At 66.1% G+C, this 18569-nt stretch carries 17 protein-coding genes; 9 read left to right on the top strand and 8 right to left on the bottom strand.

Annotation, left to right across the window (positions count from 1 at the left end; all coding sequences use genetic code 11):
- Window positions 1–33 precede the first annotated feature (33 nt).
- From M3I56_RS01625 to M3I56_RS01615, 3 genes are all read right to left on the bottom strand, one after another.
- Window positions 34–1692: an MFS transporter gene (locus tag M3I56_RS01625; protein WP_254352239.1), complete on the bottom strand. Its 1659-nt coding sequence runs from the start codon at window positions 1690–1692 to the stop codon at window positions 34–36.
- 321 nt (window positions 1693–2013) lie between these two features.
- Complete coding sequence (locus tag M3I56_RS01620) at window positions 2014–3663, bottom strand: sensor histidine kinase (RefSeq protein WP_254352237.1); 1650 nt, start codon at window positions 3661–3663, stop codon at window positions 2014–2016.
- Between the two features lie 12 nt (window positions 3664–3675).
- Window positions 3676–4440 (bottom strand): response regulator transcription factor, encoded by a 765-nt coding sequence (locus M3I56_RS01615; RefSeq protein ID WP_254352236.1) that lies wholly within the window; start codon window positions 4438–4440, stop codon window positions 3676–3678.
- Between the two features lie 248 nt (window positions 4441–4688).
- Here M3I56_RS01615 and recA point away from each other — a divergent pair, with 248 nt between their 5' ends.
- The 8 genes from recA to M3I56_RS01575 all read left to right on the top strand — a co-directional run bounded on the left by recA (window position 4689) and on the right by M3I56_RS01575 (window position 13347).
- Window positions 4689–5765, top strand: a complete 1077-nt coding sequence (gene recA, locus M3I56_RS01610; RefSeq protein WP_254352235.1) for a recombinase RecA — start codon at window positions 4689–4691, stop codon at window positions 5763–5765.
- Window positions 5766–5797: 32 nt separating this feature from the next.
- Window positions 5798–6709, top strand: a complete 912-nt coding sequence (gene recX / locus M3I56_RS01605; protein ID WP_254352233.1) for a recombination regulator RecX — start codon at window positions 5798–5800, stop codon at window positions 6707–6709.
- A 118-nt stretch (window positions 6710–6827) separates the two neighbouring features.
- Window positions 6828–7523, top strand: coding sequence for a DUF2889 domain-containing protein (locus M3I56_RS01600; protein WP_254352231.1), 696 nt, complete (start codon window positions 6828–6830; stop codon window positions 7521–7523).
- 50 nt (window positions 7524–7573) lie between these two features.
- The gene (gene sucC, locus M3I56_RS01595; protein ID WP_028205962.1) at window positions 7574–8740 is read left to right on the top strand and encodes an ADP-forming succinate--CoA ligase subunit beta; all 1167 of its coding nucleotides are present in this window, start codon (window positions 7574–7576) and stop codon (window positions 8738–8740) included.
- 91 nt (window positions 8741–8831) lie between these two features.
- Window positions 8832–9713: a succinate--CoA ligase subunit alpha gene (gene sucD / locus M3I56_RS01590; RefSeq protein ID WP_028205961.1), complete on the top strand. Its 882-nt coding sequence runs from the start codon at window positions 8832–8834 to the stop codon at window positions 9711–9713.
- Window positions 9714–9899: 186 nt separating this feature from the next.
- Window positions 9900–10622, top strand: a complete 723-nt coding sequence (locus M3I56_RS01585; protein WP_254352230.1) for a TerC family protein — start codon at window positions 9900–9902, stop codon at window positions 10620–10622.
- A gap of 126 nt (window positions 10623–10748) precedes the next feature.
- Complete coding sequence (locus M3I56_RS01580; RefSeq protein WP_266233313.1) at window positions 10749–11360, top strand: pilin; 612 nt, start codon at window positions 10749–10751, stop codon at window positions 11358–11360.
- Window positions 11361–11505: 145 nt separating this feature from the next.
- Window positions 11506–13347: a Wzy polymerase domain-containing protein gene (locus M3I56_RS01575; RefSeq protein WP_254352228.1), complete on the top strand. Its 1842-nt coding sequence runs from the start codon at window positions 11506–11508 to the stop codon at window positions 13345–13347.
- A 67-nt stretch (window positions 13348–13414) separates the two neighbouring features.
- On the opposite strand, the gene M3I56_RS01570 is transcribed toward M3I56_RS01575, so the two are convergent.
- Entirely contained in the window at window positions 13415–13765 is a 351-nt protein-coding gene (locus M3I56_RS01570) for a nucleotide pyrophosphohydrolase (protein ID WP_254352225.1), read from the bottom strand.
- Between the two features lie 4 nt (window positions 13766–13769).
- Window positions 13770–14249: a cyclic pyranopterin monophosphate synthase MoaC gene (gene moaC / locus M3I56_RS01565; protein WP_254352223.1), complete on the bottom strand. Its 480-nt coding sequence runs from the start codon at window positions 14247–14249 to the stop codon at window positions 13770–13772.
- 182 nt (window positions 14250–14431) lie between these two features.
- Between moaC and M3I56_RS01560 the strand changes: the two genes are divergently transcribed.
- Window positions 14432–16219, top strand: coding sequence for a M48 family metalloprotease (locus M3I56_RS01560; RefSeq protein ID WP_254352222.1), 1788 nt, complete (start codon window positions 14432–14434; stop codon window positions 16217–16219).
- Window positions 16220–16227: 8 nt separating this feature from the next.
- Here M3I56_RS01560 and M3I56_RS01555 read toward each other — a convergent pair whose 3' ends face one another.
- From M3I56_RS01555 to M3I56_RS01545, 3 genes are read right to left on the bottom strand one after another with little or no spacing between them, the layout of a single operon-like run.
- Window positions 16228–16866: a DUF2946 family protein gene (locus tag M3I56_RS01555; protein WP_254352220.1), complete on the bottom strand. Its 639-nt coding sequence runs from the start codon at window positions 16864–16866 to the stop codon at window positions 16228–16230.
- Window positions 16859–17947, bottom strand: a complete 1089-nt coding sequence (locus tag M3I56_RS01550; RefSeq protein ID WP_254352219.1) for a YheT family hydrolase — start codon at window positions 17945–17947, stop codon at window positions 16859–16861. The genes M3I56_RS01555 and M3I56_RS01550 overlap by 8 nt, the downstream gene beginning before the upstream one ends.
- Window positions 17948–17974: 27 nt before the next feature.
- Window positions 17975–18421 (bottom strand): nuclear transport factor 2 family protein, encoded by a 447-nt coding sequence (locus M3I56_RS01545; protein WP_028205952.1) that lies wholly within the window; start codon window positions 18419–18421, stop codon window positions 17975–17977.
- Window positions 18422–18569 lie beyond the last annotated feature (148 nt).

Raw genomic sequence — 18569 nt, 5'->3', positions numbered from 1 at the left:
GGCGAGAAGCCCCTCCCGGCGGCGCTCACAGCCTCAATCCTGCGCGTAAATATCCGAGTCCTTGGTTTCCTTCACGAACAGCATGCCGATCACGAAGGTACCCAGCGCGATGATGATCGGGTACCAGAGGCCCGAGTATATATCGCCGCGCGCCGCCACGATCGCGAAGGCCGTCGCCGGCAGGAAGCCGCCGAACCAGCCGTTGCCGATGTGATAGGGCAGCGACATCGAGGTGTAGCGGATGCGGGTCGGGAACATCTCCACCAGCATCGCCGCGATCGGCCCGTACACCATGGTCACGAAGATCACGAGGATCGTCAGCATCACCACCGTCATCGGCCAGTTCAGCTGCGCGGGATCGGCCTTCAGCGGATAGCCTGCCGCTTTCAGCGTGGCCGCGAGCGTCTTCTCGAACAGCGAGCCGGCTTCCTTCGCACCGGGCGCCCTGCCGTCAAATGTATCGATGGTCGCGTCGCCCACCTTGATCTGCGCGAGCGTGCCCGCCGGGGCGGCGACGTTCTCGTAGTTCAGGCCGGCCTTCGAAAGCGCGCTCTTGGCGATGTCACACGAGCTCGTGAACTTCGAGGTGCCGACCGGGTTGAACTGGAACGAGCATTCGGCCGGATCCGCGATCACGACGATCGGCGCGCGCTGCGTAGCGGCTTCGAGCGCCGGGTTCGCGTAGTGCGTGATCGCCTTGAAGATCGGGAAGTAGGTGAGCGCCGCGATCAGGCAGCCAGCCATGATGATGGGCTTGCGGCCGATCTTGTCCGAAAGCGCGCCGAAGAACAGGAAGAACGGCGTGCCGATCAACAGCGCCAGCGCGATCAGGATGTTGGCGCTCGAACCGTCCACCTTGAGCGTTTGCGTGAGGAAGAAGAGCGCATAGAACTGGCCCGTGTACCAGACCACGGCCTGGCCGGCCGTGAGGCCGAAGAGCGCGAGCAGCACGATCTTGAGGTTCTTCCACTGGCCGAACGCTTCCTTGATCGGCGCCTTCGAGATCTTGCCTTCCGCCTTGATGCGCTTGAACGCCGGCGATTCGTCGAGCTGCAGACGGATCCACACCGAAACCGCGAGCAGCAGGATCGAGGCGATGAACGGAATGCGCCAGGCCCATGCGGCGAACTGTTCTTCGCCAACAAACGTGCGCACGCCGAGAATCACGAGCAGCGAGAGGAACAGGCCGAGCGTGGCGGTCGTCTGGATCCACGAGGTGTAGAAGCCGCGGCGTCCGGGCGGAGCGTGTTCCGCGACGTAGGTCGCAGCGCCGCCGTACTCGCCGCCGAGCGCGAGACCCTGCAGCAGACGCATGCCGATGAAGATCACCGGTGACGCAATGCCGATCGCCGCGTAGCCGGGCAGGAAACCGACCACGAAGGTCGAGATACCCATGATGACGATCGTGACGAGGAACGTGTGCTTGCGGCCCACGAGGTCGCCGAGGCGCCCGAACACGATCGCGCCGAACGGACGCACGGCAAAGCCGGCGGCGAAGCCGAGCAGCGTGAAGATGAAGCCGGCCGTGGGATTGACGCCGGAAAAGAAGCTCTTGCTGATGAAGGCCGCAAGCGATCCGGCCAGGTAGAAGTCGTACCACTCGAACACGGTGCCGAGCGACGACGCGAAAATCACGCGTTTTTCGTCGCTGGTCATCGGCGCGTGCGAGGCGTGTCCGCCAACGGTTGCCATAGATGTCTCCAGTATTGATATGCGTGTGGTCCGTCGGGCAGGCGACTCTTAGACCCGCGGTCCTGCGGAGCATTATTGGAATGGAAACTTACGGGCTTCTGACGCGCGTGTGGGTTTCTGAATGTGGTATAGGAATGGGGTCTGATCTGCTATATTCGCCGAATGCGCGAGTAAAATCACGCATTCCGATTGGAACGTCTTATAAAGTTTGATCTTTGAGCCGTGCGCCGCGGATCGGGTAAGGGTAAGTCCCATCCCGGTTTTCTGACGCGATCCGTTGGTTTCGCAGTGGTTTCGCCGCCAAAGCGCCGGCGCGGCCGCTCAAGCGAGCGCGCGCAGCCGCAGCGTCACGCGCACGAGCGTGCCGGCGAGGCGCGGCGTGTCCTGATAGACGTGGTCGTCGATGGCGAGTGTCCCGCCGTGCATCGTGACGATCTCGCGCACGATCGCGAGCCCGAGCCCGCTGCCTTCACCGTCGCGCCCGAGAATGCGGTAGAAGCGCTCGAGCACGCGCTCGCGCTCGGCGCTCGGAATGCCCATGCCCGTGTCTTCCACCTCGAGATGGACCACGCCCGCCGCGGGCTCGGGCCGCACGCGCACGGTGATGCGCCCGCCCGCGGGCGTATAGCGGATCGCGTTGTCGATGAGGTTCGAGAGCATCTCGCGCAGCATCACCGGGTTGCCGTCCACTTCGACGCGCGCCGCCGCTTCGCCATCGACTTCCTCGCTGCCGTAGGCCGTTTCGGGGCCTTCGTAGCCGAGGTCCATCTGCTTGGCGAGCGCCGGCTGCACCCAGTCGCGCACGGCGTGGCGCGCCACGTCGGCTACGTCCACCGGCGTGAAGACCTGCCCCGACATGCGGTTTTCCGCGCGCGCGAGCGCGAGCAGCTGCGTGACGAGCCGCGCGGCGTGCGCGGAGCTCGTCGCGATCTGCTCGAGCGAGCGGTGCACTTCGGCGGGCGCGTTCTGGCGCAGCGCGAGTTCGGCCTGGGTGCGCAGGCCCGCGAGCGGCGTTTTCATCTGATGCGCGGCGTCGGCTATGAAGCGCTTTTGCAGTTCCATGTTCTGTTCGAGCCGCGTGAGCAGGTCGTTGAACGAGGTGACGAGCGGCTCGATTTCGGGCGGCGCGCGGCGCGCTTCGAGCGGCGAAAGATCGTCGGGGCGACGCATGCGGATGTTCGACTGCAGCGCATGCAGGGGAGCGAGGCCTCGCGAGAGGCCGAACCACACGAGCAGGATCGCGAGCGGCAAGATCACGAACTGCGGCAGGATCACGCCCTTGATGATGTCGTTGGCGAGCTGGCGGCGCTTGTCGAGCGTTTCCGCGACCTGCACGAGCACGGGTTGGCCTTGCCGATCGGCGGCGCTGGGATGCGTCGGCTCCACCGTTGTATAGGCGACGCGGATGTCGATGCCACGCAGCGTGTCGTCGCGGAATTCGACGAGACCCGGCGGCGGTCGGTCGTCGTCGTGCGGCAGCGGCATGTCGCGATCGCCGCCGATCAGCTCGCCGCGGCTGCCGAGCACCTGATAGAACACGCTGTCCACGTTATCGGCGCGCAGGAAGTCGCGCGTGGAGGCGGGCAGTGTCAGCTCGGCCACGCCGTTGACGGGCTGGATCTGGCGCGCGAGCACATAGGCGTCGGTCTCGAGCGCGCGATCGAAGGGGCCGTTGGCGATCGATTTCGCTACCAGATACGTGACCGCGATGCTCATCGGCCAGAGCAGCAGCAACGGCGCGAGCATCCAGTCCAGAATCTCGCCGAAGAGCGAGCGCGGGCGCGCCTCGGCGACGGCTTCGGCTTCGTCGGGTGGGGCGAACGGATCGGCGTAGCGGGCGTCGCGCGCGTCGTCGTCGAGGGCGTCGGCCGCGAATGCGCTCGCGCCCGGGGCGCTGTCGCCGGCCGAACCGGCCACGCCTGCGGCGCCCTTGGGCGGCACGGCGCGCGCGATGGGAGGACGCCCGGCCATCGTCGATCCTGCCTACTTGAAGTAGTGGCTGGCGGGCATCGCCGGCGCGGCGTCCGGCGCGCCGGCCTCGGTCCGGGCGGGCGTCTGGCCTGCGCCGGCCTGTGCTTCCTTCGCCTCCTTTTCGAGGCAGTAGCCGAGCCCGCGCACGGTCACGATGCGCACACCGCCCGCTTCGATTTTCTTGCGCAGCCGGTGCACGTAGACTTCGATGGCGTTATTGCTGACTTCCTCGCCCCATTCGCACAGGTGATCGACGAGCTGCTCCTTCGAGACGAGCCGCCCGAGCCGCTGCAGCAGCACTTCGAGCACGCCCAGTTCGCGCGCGGAAAGATCGAGCACCTGGTCGTTGATGCGCGCAATGCGCCCCACCTGGTCGAACGCCAGCGCGCCATGCCGCACGACGGTCGGGCCGCCGCCCGCGCCGCGCCGCGTGAGCGCACGCACGCGCGCTTCGAGCTCGTTGAGCGCGAAGGGCTTGGCCATGTAGTCGTCGGCGCCGAGGTCGAGGCCTTTGACGCGCTCGTCCACGCTGTCGGCGGCGGTGAGGATCAGCACGGGCAGGTTGGAATTGCGCGCGCGCAAACGGCGCAGCACTTCGAGGCCCGGCATTTTCGGCAGGCCCAGATCGAGAATCAAGAGGTCGAACGACTGCATCGACAAGGCAGTATCGGCATCCACGCCGCTACGCACGTGATCGACGGCATAGCCCGATTGGCGGAGTGATCTCACGAGCCCGTCCGCGAGTATGCTGTCGTCTTCGGCAATGAGGATTCGCATGTTGCGCCAGCGTCGCCTTCGAGGCTTTTTGACCTCGTAGTCAGGCTCGTAACGCCCGCGCCGCACCGCGTCCTTGAAGGCGCGGTCAGGCGACGCGCGGCGGTCTCCCGAAATTTGTGGTTCTGGATAGCCAGAAAGGCTTGCCAAAACCACTGTTTTTTTATACAGTGTCTGCGTTCGTGTGCATTAGCCCGAATGAGGCGTGCGCATGGTCACGAGACGCCGTTCATCATAGCAAAGGACGATTCATGGAAGATAGCAAGAAAGGCTCGGCTGGGCTGACTGCTGAAAAGAGCAAGGCGCTGGCCGCCGCGCTCGCGCAGATCGAAAAGCAGTTCGGCAAGGGGTCGATCATGCGACTCGGCGACGGCGATGCGGTCGAGGACATCCAGGTCGTCTCCACCGGTTCGCTCGGCCTCGACATCGCACTCGGCGTGGGCGGTTTGCCGCGCGGCCGGGTGGTCGAGATCTACGGTCCGGAATCGTCGGGCAAGACCACGCTCACGCTGCAGGTGATCGCCGAAATGCAAAAGCTCGGCGGCACGGCGGCGTTCATCGACGCGGAACACGCGCTCGACGTGCAATACGCCGCCAAGCTCGGCGTGAACGTGCCCGAACTGCTCATCTCGCAGCCGGACACGGGCGAGCAGGCGCTCGAAATCACCGACGCGCTGGTGCGCTCGGGCTCGATCGACATGATCGTGATCGACTCGGTCGCGGCGCTCGTGCCGAAGGCCGAAATCGAAGGCGAAATGGGCGACTCGCTGCCGGGTCTGCAGGCGCGTCTGATGTCGCAGGCGCTGCGCAAGCTCACCGGCACGATCAAGAAGACGAACTGCATGGTGATCTTCATCAACCAGATCCGCATGAAGATCGGCGTGATGTTCGGCAACCCGGAAACCACCACGGGCGGCAACGCGCTCAAGTTCTATTCGTCGGTGCGTCTGGACATTCGCCGCATCGGTTCGATCAAGAAGAACGACGAAGTGATCGGCAGCGAAACGCGTGTGAAGGTCGTGAAGAACAAGGTCGCGCCGCCGTTCCGCGAAGCCGTGTTCGACATTCTCTACGGCGAGGGCATCTCGCGTCAGGGCGAAATCGTCGACCTCGGCGTGCAGGCCAAGATCGTCGACAAGGCGGGTGCGTGGTACAGCTATAACGGCGAGCGCATTGGCCAGGGCAAGGACAACGCACGCGAATTCCTGCGCGAGAACGCGGACATTGCTCGCGAGATCGAAAACCGCATCCGCGAATCGCTTGGCGTGAGCACGATGCCGGACGGCGTCAAGGATTCCGGCGAAGTCGAAGTCGCTGGCGAAGAGTAAGTCCACCAGGCTCTCGTAGATAAGGCAAGCTGATGCGCAAGGGCGGGTCACACACGTCCTCGCCTTCCGGCGAGCAGGCTAACCCGCATGCGGGTTCGTCTGTGGACAGGGGCGCCGAGCGGCGCTCCGCCGTCAAGCCTGCCGACTCGCGCACGAGCCGCTCAAGCCATTTGAGCCGCGACGCCCAGGCGGGCGATCGCGGCTTCGCGCATTCTGGCGCGGCGTATTCCCCGCCCGCCGATCTCAGCGACGATGGCGGCGCGGTCTTCGAAGTCCCGTTCGAGGCTTACTTCAGCGGGGCCGACGAAGCCGCGGCAAACATGCCACCAGAGCCGCCGCTGTCCGAACCAACATTCAAGCGATCGCGTCGCGCGCCTCTCGAAACGGCGCGCGAATCCAGTGCACCGCAAGCCGACCAATACGAGCGTAGCTCGGCCAGCCGCGCCGCACGCGCCAGCGAGCGCGAACAATCGTCCACGGCGAAGCAGCGCCCCGAGCGCTCCCTCAAGGGCCGCGCGCTTGGCTATCTTTCGCGCCGCGAATACAGCCGCGCCGAACTCTCGCGCAAGCTCATGCCGTACACCGAGGACGCCGACGCACTCGAAGTCCTGCTCGATTCGCTCGAACGCGAAGGCTGGCTCTCCGACGCGCGCTTTGCCGAAAGCGTCGTGCACCGGCGCGCGTCGCGCGTGGGGGCAGGGCGTATCGTCAGCGAACTCAAGCGCCACGCCGTGGGCGAAGCGCTCATCGAAGAGGTGAGCTCGCAACTGCGCGAGACCGAGCTCGTGCGTGCCCGCACGGTCTGGCAAAAGAAGTACGGCCAGTTGCCCGAGACGCCTGCCGAACGCGCGCGCCAGGCGCGCTTTCTCGCGGCGCGCGGCTTCTCGATGTCGATCATCGGCAAGATCCTCAAGGGAATCGAGGAAGACTGGTCCGACAACTGAGCCGGCCGTCTCGAAAATCCGCGCAGGCAAGTCCCCGCCCGGCCTGTGTGTTCGCGGCTGTCTCAAATACCCGGTATGTTAAAATCGCGAGGTTTTCCCATCCGGTCTTACCTTTAGCATGCCGCTTTCTCCGCCCGTGCCCCGCCAGTTGCGCCATCAGCGCGCCATCCGGGCGGTTGCCTATGAGCGCGAAGACGGCCTGTGGGACATCGACGCGTGCCTGACCGACCACAAGCCACGCGACGTGCCGCTCGCCGCCGGTGTCCGGCCCAATGGTCTGCCGATCCATGAACTCTGGCTGCGCATTACGATCGATCGCAAGCTCAACGTCGTCGACGCCGAAGCGTCGTCCGACTGGGTGCCTTACGACGGTCAGTGCCAGAACGCTAATCCCGCCTATCGGGCCCTTATCGGGCTCAATCTCCTCGACAACTTCCGCCGCGAAGCGGGCCGGCTCCTCGCCGGCACGCTCGGCTGCACACACCTCACAGAAATGTTGGGCGTTTTGCCAACGGCTGCGGTCCAGGCGTTCGTCGGGGCGGTGTGGGACACATCGAATGGCTCGCCGGGTGAAGCGCCCGGACCGGAACTCGGCAAGACCGCCGGAGGCAATGAGGCCGCCGGTGAAAAGCCGCCCTTCCAGCTTGGCCGCTGCCATGCGCTGCGGTTCGACGGGGAGGCGGTGAAGCAGTTTTATCCGCGCTGGTATGGCCATGTGCCGCGTTCGATAGCACGCGGCGCGGAAACCCCCAGCGTGCGCGACAGCCGGAGCCCGGGCCAAGAGGGCAGGGCCGACGCCGTCTCGCATGAATAACAACAGCGGAATCGAAGTTCACTCCAACTCTCAGACTGAAGGAATCACGCATGAAGATTCACGAGTACCAGGGTAAGGAAATCCTGCGGAAATTCGGAGTCGCGGTCCCGCGCGGCATCCCGGTGTTTTCGGTGGATGACGCGGTCAAGGCCGCTCAAGAGCTGGGCGGTCCGGTCTGGGTCGTCAAGGCGCAGATCCACGCTGGCGGCCGCGGCAAGGGCGGTGGCGTGAAGGTCGCCAAGACGATCGAGCAAGTCCGCGAATACGCGAACCAGATCCTCGGCATGCAGCTCGTCACGCACCAGACCGGCCCGGAAGGCCAGAAGGTCAACCGTCTGCTGATCGAAGAAGGCGCCGACATCAAGCAGGAACTGTATGTCAGCCTCGTCGTCGATCGCGTGTCGCAAAAGATCGTTCTGATGGGTTCGAGCGAAGGCGGCATGGACATCGAAGAAGTCGCCGAAACGCACCCGGAACTGATCCATAAGGTCATCGTCGAGCCGTCGACGGGTCTGCTCGACGCCCAGGCCGACGACCTCGCCGCGAAGATCGGCGTGCCGGCTGCTTCGATTCCGCAAGCCCGCGCCATCCTGCAAGGCCTGTACAAGGCATTCTGGGAAACCGACGCATCGCTGGCTGAAATCAACCCGCTGAACGTCTCCGGCGACGGCAAGGTTATCGCGCTCGACGCGAAGTTCAACTTCGACTCCAACGCACTGGCCCGTCATCCGGAAATCGTCGCTTACCGCGACCTGGACGAAGAAGATCCGGCCGAAATCGAAGCCTCGAAGTTCGACCTCGCGTACATCTCGCTCGACGGCAACATCGGCTGTCTCGTGAACGGCGCAGGCCTCGCGATGGCCACGATGGACACCATCAAGCTGTTCGGCGGCGAGCCGGCCAACTTCCTCGACGTAGGCGGTGGCGCCACGACCGAGAAGGTTACGGAAGCGTTCAAGCTCATGCTCAAGAACCCGGACCTGAAGGCGATCCTCGTGAACATCTTCGGCGGCATCATGCGCTGCGACGTGATCGCAGAAGGCGTGATCGCCGGTTCGAAGGCCGTGAACCTGAAGGTGCCGCTCGTCGTGCGCATGAAGGGCACGAACGAGGACCTCGGCAAGAAGATGCTGGCCGAATCGGGCCTGCCGATCATCTCGGCAGACAGCATGGAAGAAGCCGCGCAGAAGGTTGTCGCGGCTGCCGAAGGCAAGTAATTTTCACCGGACACGAATGGCGTGGTGCCGGCGCGGCCACTGTAATGAAAGTGGCAGGGCTACATGACGCCAGACGAACAGAGGTCAATACATGTCGATTCTGATCAACAAAGACACCAAGGTCATCACGCAGGGCATTACCGGCAAGACCGGTCAGTTCCACACCCGCGCTTGCCGTGAGTACGCGAACGGCCGTGAAGCGTTCGTCGCTGGCGTGAACCCGAAGAAGGCCGGCGAAGATTTCGAAGGCATTCCTATCTACGCGAACGTGCGTGAAGCGAAGGACGCCACCGGCGCGACCGTTTCGGTCATCTACGTGCCGCCGGCAGGCGCTGCTGCTGCGATCTGGGAAGCCGTCGAGGCCGACCTCGATCTCGCGATCTGTATCACGGAAGGCATTCCCGTCCGCGACATGATCGAAGTCAAGGACCGTATGCGCCGCGAAGGCCGCAAGACGCTGCTCCTGGGCCCGAACTGCCCCGGCACGATCACGCCGGACGAGCTGAAGATCGGCATCATGCCGGGTCACATCCACCGCAAGGGCCGCATCGGCGTCGTGTCGCGTTCGGGCACGCTGACGTATGAAGCGGTTGCCCAGCTGACCGCGATCGGCCTCGGCCAGTCGTCGGCAGTCGGTATCGGCGGCGACCCGATCAACGGTCTGAAGCACATCGACGTCATGAAGATGTTCAACGACGATCCGGATACGGACGCCGTGATCATGATCGGCGAAATCGGCGGTCCGGACGAAGCGAACGCCGCCGAGTGGATCAAGGGCAACATGAAGAAGCCGGTCGTCGGCTTCATCGCGGGCGTCACGGCGCCTCCGGGCAAGCGCATGGGCCACGCCGGCGCGCTGATCTCGGGCGGTGCGGATACGGCCGACGCGAAGCTGGAAATCATGGACGCGTGCGGCATCAAGGTGACGCGCAACCCGTCGGAAATGGGCCGTCTGCTGAAGGCGATGCTGTAATTGCGAAATGCGCCGCCGCTCGTGCATCATGCATGCGCGGGCGGCCGGCGTTTTTTGATATGCTTGCGGAATCCTTTCACGAGGTTTCCGAACAAAAGCGAGGGAGCCAGTCATGGCCTCCTCGCTTTTTTATTTGGCTCGCCGTATGAGCCGCCCATCCTGAGTCACGGCTGAGTCTTCGTCTTCATGCTCGAGTTTTTCGCGACGCTCCATTGGGGCGCTGTCATCCAGATCATCGTCATCGACATCCTGCTCGGCGGCGACAACGCCGTGGTGATCGCGCTCGCCTGCCGCGACCTGCCTTCGCAGCAGCGCATGCGCGGCATTCTGTGGGGCACCGCAGGCGCGATCGCGCTGCGCGTGGTGCTGATCGCGTTCGCCGTGGTGCTGCTCAACGTGCCGTTCCTCAAGTTCACAGGCGGCCTGCTCTTGCTGTGGATCGGCGTTCGGTTGCTCGCGCCCAGTCATCTCGAGCACGCCAACGTGAAGCCTGCCGAGAAGCTGGTGGGCGCGATCAAGACGATCATCGTCGCCGACGCGGTGATGAGCCTCGACAACGTGGTCGCGATCGCGGGCGCTGCCGAAGCTGCCGATCCGCGCCATCGCATCGCGCTCGTGATCTTCGGGCTGATGGTGAGCATTCCGCTCATCGTGTGGGGCAGCCAGCTCGTGCTCAAGCTGCTCGACCGCTACCCGGTGATCGTGACGCTCGGCGCAGCGCTGCTCGGCTGGATCGCGGGCGGGCTCATCATCAACGATCCCGCCGGCGACCGCTGGCCGCTGCTCGATACGCCTGCGGCCGAATATGGCATGACCGTGGCGGGGGCAGTGTTCGTCGTCGCGCTCGGGTCGTGGCTCAGGCGCCGCAACGCGCGGCGCAGCGCGGCGCAGGGGCCGCAGTCGCACTGAGCGCGCATGGCTGTGCCATTGCGCCTGGGCCATCTGGCCGACTGCTGCGCAGAGCGGGCCGCCGATACGATCAAGACGCCTGTTCACGACTGTGAGCAGGCGTTTCTTGTTTCAGGAGCCCTGACGATGACCGTATCCCCCCTTTCCATGAGCCCGCCGCCGCGCAACGGCTGCGCGTGTTTTGCCAGACTCTCGCGCCTCGCCAGCATCGCCGCGCGCTGGACCGCGCGTGGCTTCACGCTGATCGAACTAATGATCGTGCTCGCGATCGTCGGTGTGATCGCCGCCTACGCCATTCCCGCGTACCAGGATTACCTCGCCCGCAGCCGCGTGGGCGAGGGCCTTTCGCTCGCGTCTTCCGCACGCCTTGCCGTGGCGGAGAACGCGGCGAGCGGCAACGCGTTCGGCGCGGGCTACACGGTGCCGCCCGCCACCCGCAACGTGCAGTCGCTGCATATCGACGATACGACCGGTCAGATCACGGTTGCTTTCACCTCGCGCGTGGCGCCCGAGGGCAGCAACACCATCGTGCTCGTGCCCTCGGTGCCCGACAATGCCGATGCGCCCACCGCGCGCGTCGCGCTCGCGCAGGGCAGCGTGCAGGGCGGGACGCTCACGTGGGAGTGCTTCGCAGCGGGCAAGGCGGCTTCGTCGCTGGGGGCGCCCGGCGCGGGCCCAGCGCCAGTGGACGCCGCAACGCTGGCGAGCAATCTCGCGCCGCCGGATTGCCGCGCATAAGGTTTGCGCACAGGTGCGGGGGCAACCATGAGCGCTTTCGAGCGCATGCGCGCAACCGCACGCCGATGCGACCCAACCGGCCGCACCCGCACAGCGGGGGAAAAGTTTTGTATAGTGCCCCGTTGCTGAACGCCCCCGCCCAACCATGCCTTCCAATTTTGCGCGTTACCTTACGTTCGTCTTGCTGGCCCTCGCGTTGACGCTGCCCTATGCGGTCGTCAACCACACCTATCCGATTCCGACTTTCTACGCGGAATTCGTTGCACTGACACTTTATGTGCTGATGGGCGCCGCGACGTTGCTGCTCGTTCGTCCGGCGCGCACGGGCGAGGGCTTCGCGTCGCCCGCGGTCGCGCTCGTGCCGTTTTTCTTCGGTCTGCTGCTGATCGTGCAGACGTTCGCACTGCCGCTCGCCGAGCCTTCGATGAACTGGCTCGGCGCGGGTTATCTGCTCGCCGCCTTCGTGGCGACGCACGCGGGCTACACCATCACGCGCGCGCGCCTCATGCAGTCCGCACTCGTGTGGGGGGCGTTCGCGCTGCAGTTCGGCGGCCTCTTCGCCGTATTCACCCAGGTGATCCAGCTCTTTCACCTGGAGACGAAGGTCACGCCGCTCGTGGTGGCGTACAACATTACCGTCGATCGCCGGCCGTTCGGCAACATGGCGCAGGCCAATCACCTGGCCACCTATATCGCCTTCGCGATGGCGGGTGCGATGTACCTCGTGCTCACGCGGCGTCTGAACATGCTGCTCTGGGGCGTGCTGACCGCGATCTATTCGGGCGGTCTCGCGCTCACCGTGTCGCGCGGGCCGTGGCTGCAGATGGGCGTGATTTTCGTCGCGGGGCTGTGGATCGCGCTTGCGGGCTGCCGCAGCGAAGCAGACGAGGGACGCGGTGCGCTCGCGCAAGGCTTCTCATCGGCGGCGGGCTCGGGCCGCAAGGCCGGCGGCGTGCGTGCCTGGACCATCCCGGTCGTGCTCGTGCTGATCTTTTTCGGCATGAACGCATTCGTGCGCTGGGCCAACGTCCACTATGGCCTCGACCTTGCGCAGTCGGCCGCCGAGCGCATGAAGGACGCCAGCCAGATTGCGCCGCGCCTCGCGCTGTGGCGCTACGGCTGGACGATGTTCAAGTCGCATCCGGTGCTCGGCGTCGGCTGGGGCGACTTCCCGATGCATCAGTTCGAGCTGGTGCGCTCGCTTGGCGGCGTCGAGATCGCCAACAACGCGCACGATATCTTCCTCGATCTGCTCGCGAAGACCGGCCTCGTCGGTCTTGCCATCGTCGTGATCGGGCTCGTCGCGTGGTTCGTGCGCGGGCTGCGCGCGCCGCACACCGCCGAGCGCGTGTTTGGCTTCATGCTGATCGGCGTGCTCGTCATGCATGCACTCGTCGAGTATCCGCAGCAGTACATGTTCTTCCTGCTGCCGGCGATGTTCGTGTTCGGTCTGCTGGAGACGAAGCCGCTGCGTGCCGTGCCGTCGCGCGTCTCGCTCGGCGTGTATGCGGTGGTCGTGTTCGGCGGCGTCGCGGCGCTGTACCCGGTGCTGCGCGACTACAACCGCGCCGAGGTGCTGTATTACGGACAGCACCCGGCGCGCGACTACGGCGACGATCCTTCGCGCCTGTTCGGCGCGTGGGGCGACTACGGCATGGCCACGCTGTTGCCGATGAACGCCGCGAGCCTGCCGAGCAAGCTTTACGCGCACCAGCGCGCCATCGCGCTGCTGCCCGGCGAGACGGTGCTGCGCCGCTACGCGGTCTTGCAGGCGCTGGACGGCGACACGGCGGGCGCATTCGACACGGTGGAGCGTCTGCGCATTTTCGCCTCGGAGCTACACGACTGGCAGACGCAACTCGCTTCGCTCTACGGCCTGCTCGACGAGCAGCCCACGCTTGCAGACTTCAAGGCGCAACTCGTCAAGAAATACGGGACGCCGGCGAAGTCGGTCGAGCAGGACGACGAGGACGATTCGGACGATTGAGCCTCACGCCTCGTGCGTGAAGCGGCGGCGCGTCAGTTCGCCGCCGCGTTCTGCGCCGCTGCGGCAATCAAAGCTCGGAGTATTTCGTGGCGCTGCCTTTCGCCTTCTCCACGGGGTAGCGCTGCGCGTTCAGCTTGAGCTTTTCCGCTGCCGCCTCGACCAGATCGATGCCGGCGGTATGCGCGACCAGCAAGAGGTAGATGAAGACATCCGCGCATTCGTGCTTGAGATGCGTGAGCTGCGCGGGATCGGCGAGCTGTGCGTCGATCTGCGCATCGGTTTTCCACTGGACCGTTTCCAGCAGCTCGCCGGCCTCGATGCTCGTCGAGACGATCAGGTTGCGCAACGTGTGAAACTGCTTCCAGTCGCGCTCGTCGCGGAAGGCCAGAACCTGCGCGAGCAGTTCGTCGAGCGTCATGGCGTCAGCGCTCCGCCATCCAATCCCCCGACTTCCCGCCGTGCTTTTCCAGCACGCGCACATCGGTGATCGTCATGCCGCGGTCCACCGCCTTGCACATGTCGTAGACGGTCAGCAGTCCGACCTGGACGGCGGTCAGCGCTTCCATCTCCACGCCCGTGCGGCCGAGCGTTTCCACCTGCGCCGTGCAGTGAACCCCGGGCAGCGTTTCGTCGAGCGCGAAGTCCACCTTCACGCGCGTGATCGCGAGCGGATGGCACAGCGGAATCAGGTCCGAGGTGCGCTTCGCCCCCTGGATTGCGGCGATGCGCGCAACGCCGATCACGTCACCTTTTTTTGCGTGGCCGTCGCGGATCAGCGCGAAGGTTTCCGGCAACATGCGGATCGTGCCGCTCGCGAGCGCGATGCGCTTCGTCTCTGCCTTGCCGCCGACATCGACCATATGAGCGTCGCCGGCGGCGTCAAAATGCGTGAGTTCAGGCATGGTGGGTTCTTCCTTGAGGGGTACCTATCTTAACAGTGCGGCACGCCGCGCTTTCTACGCGTCTTGCCGCGCCGCAAGAGTTGTAAGGCGGGCTACAATCGATCGGTTGGCGCAAGCGCGCAGGCGGTCCGCACCGGGCGCACCGACGCGCCAGTGTTCCGCATTCCCCGATCCTGTCATCAATGCGTCTGAAACGGCTGCTTGCTGCATGGTTGTGCGCGTCGCTCGCGGTTTCGCCGCAAGCGTACGCGCAGGCGTCGAATGCCGCCGTGCTCAATCTCGGCGCCGTGCAGCCCGTCCCGGCCCCCGCCAGACCCGCACCGAATGCAGCCAATGCGGCGCCCGCACTCGTGAGCGGCCCGTTCGACGACGCGGCGGACCCCGTCGTCCCCGCCTCGATCGCGCAGGGCGTGTTCGGCACTTACGGCGGCGCGCAGAGCCGCTTTGCGACCCAGGGCCACGCAGGCGCAGCTTCGTCTTCGAGCGGCAATACCAGCGTGCGCGCCCCTGCCTGGGTGCCGCAGCTGCCCGACCTCGGCGACGGCTCGGGCGGCGCACTCACGCCGCAGGCCGAGCGCCGTATCGGCGAGCGCGTGATGCGCGAGATTCGCCGCGACCCCGACTACATCGGCGACTGGCTCGTGCGCGACTACCTCAATTCGGTCGCCGCGCGCCTCGCCGCGGCCGCTAGCGCGCAGTTCATCGGCGGGTATCGGCCCGACTTCGATCTGTTCGCGATCCGCGATGGCCAGATCAACGCGTTCTCGCTGCCGGGCGGCTTCATCGGCGTGAACTCGGGGCTCATCGTCGTCACGCAAACGGAATCCGAACTCGCTTCCGTGCTCGGTCACGAAATGGGCCACGTATTGCAGCGGCACATCGCACGTATGCTTTCGCAGAGCGAGCGCACGGGTCTTGCCGCGCTGGCCGGCGTGCTGTTCGGTATTCTCGCGGGCGTGCTCGCGCACAGCGGCGATCTCGGCGCCGGAATTGCGCTCGGCAGCCAGGCGTATGCCGTGGACAGCCAGTTGCGTTTCTCGCGCGCCGCGGAGCACGAGGCCGATCGAGTGGGCTTCCAGCTGCTCACCGGCGCGGGCTACGACCCGTGGGGCATGGTGGCGTTTTTCGAGCGGCTCGAGCGCGATTCGATGGAAGACACGGGCGTGCCGGCCTACGCGCGCACGCACCCGCTGACCGGCGAGCGCATCGCCGACATGCAGGACCGCGCGCGCCGCGCCGCATACCGTCAGCCGCGCCAGGCGCCCGAGTACGGTTTCGTGCGCGCACGTGTGCGTGTGCTTCAGGACCGCACGCGCAATGAGTACATCGACGAGGTTTCGCGTTTGCGCTCGGAACTCGAGGACCGCACGGCGCTCAACGTCGCCGCGAACTGGTATGGCATTGCCTGCGCGCAGATGCTGCTGGAGCGCTATGACGACGCCACGGCGTCGCTCGCGAACTCGCGCGCGGCGTTCGCGCAGTTCGAGGCAGCGGATGGCAGCAAGACACGCAACTCGCCGAGTCTGGACGTGCTCGCCGTGGACATCGCGCGCCACGCAGGCCGCACCGACGACGCCGTGCGGCTCGCCCTGGCCGCGCACAAGGCGTGGCCAGACTCCCACGCAGCCACCGATGCGCTGCTGCAGGCGCTGATCGCGGCGCGGCGCTTCAAGGAGGCGCAGACGCTCGCGCGCAGCGAAACCGAGGCCGAACCGCAGCAGGACGGATGGTGGCTCTATCTGGCGCAGGCGAGCGCCGGACTCGGCGACGCGCTCACCCAGCATCGGGCGATGGCGGAGAAGCTCGCGCTCGACGGCGCCTGGCCCTCGGCCATCCGTCAGCTCAAGGAGGCGCGCGACATGAAATCGGTGGGCTACTACGATCTGTCGACCATCGAAGCGCGCCTGCACGATTTCGAGGCGCGCTACAAGCAGGAGCGTCAGGACGAGAAGGACGAGGGTCGCGGCTGAGCCGGCGCTCAGTCTGCGGATGCAGGCGGCGCGCCGCTCGCGCCGTGCTGCGCGGCCAGCGCCTCGCGCTCGGCGCGCGCCGGGCTCGTCACGAAGGCAAAGCGCGCGCTCACGTCGGCGCGCTTGATCGGCTGCAGCGGTAGCGCGGCGCCAGCGCGCCAGTGGAACGTGCCGCTCTCGGCGTCGTCCGCGAGCGTGGCGTGGTCCGTGAAGAGGTCGAGGTCGTGGTCGTGCAGCAGCGCCGCGCGCGGTGGCGTGCTTGCATCGGCGAAAATCACGCTGCCCGCTTCGTCGAGGTAGGCCGCCAGGGGCTCGAACGCCTGACCGCCCTGATCGGTGAGCGTCAACGCGTCATCGCCGCCGTCATGACCCGCGGCGAGACGCACGATCCACGGCGTGTATTCGAGCTCGACGTACACGCGCTGCGGCCCGTTCTGGAAGTACCACTGGCCTTGTTCGTCGCGCTCGTAATTGCGGTTGATGAAGCCGAGCAGCGCTTCGTGGCGGATCGCCGTGCCGGGTGCGTTCTGCGCCTGGGCGGCCTCGTCGCGCATGCGCCAGTTGCCGCGTGCGTCGAGCAGCAGCCAACCCGTGCAATGCGGGACGTTGGGCCAGCGCGCGAGCGCCTGTTTGACGATGTCATCCATGAGAGACGAAAGGCGAGAGATAGGTGAACACGCGCTGCGCGAGCCAGTCGCTGCGGCCGGGGAACGGCCCCGTCATGAAGCCGACGTGGCCGCCGTGCGCGGGCTGATCGAGCTCGACGGCGGCGCTCACTTCGTGGCGCGCGGGCAGCGCGCGGCCCGGCAGGAACGGATCGTTGCGCGCGTTCAGAATGAGCGTGGGAACGGCGATTTCGCCGAGCTTCGGGCGGATCGTCGCCTGGGTGTAGTAGTCGTGGGTGTCGCGAAAACCGTGCAGCGGCGCGGTCACGACGTTGTCGAATTCGTACATCGTGCGGCTGGCGAGCACGGCTTGCGCGTCGAACAGGCCGGGGTACTGCTCGAGTTTCTGGAGCGCCTTCACTTTCAGCGTCCTCAGGAAGCTGCGCGTGTAGATCATGCCGAAGCCCTGCGTCAGCATCTCGCTGCCTGCATGCACATCGAGCGGCGTGGAGATCGCGGCGGCGGCCGCGACGATCGCGGCGTCCTCGCGACGCTGCGCGAGCCAGTGCAGCAGCACGTTGCCGCCGAGCGACACGCCCGCGACGACGAGCGGCCCTGCGTGGCGGGCGGCGAAGCGGCGTAGCACCCAGTCGACTTCGGCGGCATCGGCGAGATGGTAGAAGCGCGGCAGCAGGTTCAATGGACCGCTGCAACTGCGAAAGTGGGGGATCGCCGCATGCCAGCCGCGCGCCTGCGCGGCGGCCGCGAGCGCGCGCGCGTAGTGGGAACTCGAGCCGCCTTCCAGGCCGTGGAACAGGACGAACAGCGGGGCGTTACGTACGTTGGGGGCGTTGCGTGAATCCGCACCGGCTTGCTTGCCGTCCAGCCAGTCCACTTCGATGAAGTCGCCGTCTGGCGTGTCCCAGCGCTCGCGCCGGTAGGCGGGCGCGGGCAGGCGCGAGAACAGCGCCGGCACGATGGTCTGGATGTGCGCACCGGGCAGCCAGAACGGCGCGCGGTAGTCGTTGTCGTAGTGGGGGCCGAGCAGGGCAGTCTGGGCATCGAGCGCGGCCGCGACGCGGGCTGCCTCGCCGGGCCTGCTGGTGTCGTCGGTCGTACTCATCACTGCCCCCTGCTTTGCGCCCTTATGTCAGTGCAGCGCGCCCTGGCCGTGGCGCAATTTGGCCGAGAACTGGGTAGCTGCGTCGTCGGGCATGCGGCTCGCGTGAATGTGCGCAATGCGCCACTCGCCGCGCTCGTGAACCATCACGTAGGTCGTGAAAACCATGGTGGGAATCGCGCTGGGATCGACCGGGCGGTGCGCTTCCACGATCGCGTAGACCACGGTGCCGAGGCTGTCGTACACACGGATGTCGAGCGGCTCGATCGACACCGGCGCCGCTTCGAGCTGCGCGGCGAGGCCCGCGCGGATGCTCGACAGGCCGTGCAGATGCGCGCCTTCCGCCGTGATGCAGCTCACGAATTCTTCATCGATCCACAGACCCATCAAGCTGTCGATGTTGACTTCCGCGACGGCCTGGTAGTACGCGTTGAGGGTGTCCGCGGCGGCTTCGAAGATGTGGGCAAAACGTGGCATGGCTCGTTGGTCTTGTGCGCTCGGTGTTGCATTCGGCGTCTACCTGGGCGCGGGTTGGCGATTGATCGGTTGCGTCGCTGCGCGGCTGTCGCTGCGTGCCGCGCGTTTGCCGCGAGCATGCCGCTTTCGCGAGACAGGCCTGTGACGT

The sequence above is a fragment of the Paraburkholderia sp. CNPSo 3281 genome (assembly GCF_024206515.1).
GTDB lineage: Bacteria > Pseudomonadota > Gammaproteobacteria > Burkholderiales > Burkholderiaceae > Paraburkholderia > Paraburkholderia nodosa.
This window is presented reverse-complemented; position numbering and strand designations above follow the sequence as displayed.

Excerpts from the sequence above, each read along its gene's own strand:
- M3I56_RS01625 (WP_254352239.1), bottom strand. The coding sequence starts at position 1,692 with ATGGCAACCGTTGGCGGACACGCCTCGCACGCGCCGATGACCAGCGAC.
- M3I56_RS01620 (WP_254352237.1), bottom strand. The coding sequence starts at position 3,663 with ATGGCCGGGCGTCCTCCCATCGCGCGCGCCGTGCCGCCCAAGGGCGCC.
- M3I56_RS01615 (WP_254352236.1), bottom strand. The coding sequence starts at position 4,440 with ATGCGAATCCTCATTGCCGAAGACGACAGCATACTCGCGGACGGGCTC.
- recA (WP_254352235.1), top strand. The coding sequence starts at position 4,689 with ATGGAAGATAGCAAGAAAGGCTCGGCTGGGCTGACTGCTGAAAAGAGC.
- recX (WP_254352233.1), top strand. The coding sequence starts at position 5,798 with ATGCGCAAGGGCGGGTCACACACGTCCTCGCCTTCCGGCGAGCAGGCT.
- M3I56_RS01600 (WP_254352231.1), top strand. The coding sequence starts at position 6,828 with ATGCCGCTTTCTCCGCCCGTGCCCCGCCAGTTGCGCCATCAGCGCGCC.
- sucC (WP_028205962.1), top strand. The coding sequence starts at position 7,574 with ATGAAGATTCACGAGTACCAGGGTAAGGAAATCCTGCGGAAATTCGGA.
- sucD (WP_028205961.1), top strand. The coding sequence starts at position 8,832 with ATGTCGATTCTGATCAACAAAGACACCAAGGTCATCACGCAGGGCATT.
- M3I56_RS01585 (WP_254352230.1), top strand. The coding sequence starts at position 9,900 with ATGCTCGAGTTTTTCGCGACGCTCCATTGGGGCGCTGTCATCCAGATC.
- M3I56_RS01580 (WP_266233313.1), top strand. The coding sequence starts at position 10,749 with ATGACCGTATCCCCCCTTTCCATGAGCCCGCCGCCGCGCAACGGCTGC.
- M3I56_RS01575 (WP_254352228.1), top strand. The coding sequence starts at position 11,506 with ATGCCTTCCAATTTTGCGCGTTACCTTACGTTCGTCTTGCTGGCCCTC.
- M3I56_RS01570 (WP_254352225.1), bottom strand. The coding sequence starts at position 13,765 with ATGACGCTCGACGAACTGCTCGCGCAGGTTCTGGCCTTCCGCGACGAG.
- moaC (WP_254352223.1), bottom strand. The coding sequence starts at position 14,249 with ATGCCTGAACTCACGCATTTTGACGCCGCCGGCGACGCTCATATGGTC.
- M3I56_RS01560 (WP_254352222.1), top strand. The coding sequence starts at position 14,432 with ATGCGTCTGAAACGGCTGCTTGCTGCATGGTTGTGCGCGTCGCTCGCG.
- M3I56_RS01555 (WP_254352220.1), bottom strand. The coding sequence starts at position 16,866 with ATGGATGACATCGTCAAACAGGCGCTCGCGCGCTGGCCCAACGTCCCG.
- M3I56_RS01550 (WP_254352219.1), bottom strand. The coding sequence starts at position 17,947 with ATGAGTACGACCGACGACACCAGCAGGCCCGGCGAGGCAGCCCGCGTC.
- M3I56_RS01545 (WP_028205952.1), bottom strand. The coding sequence starts at position 18,421 with ATGCCACGTTTTGCCCACATCTTCGAAGCCGCCGCGGACACCCTCAAC.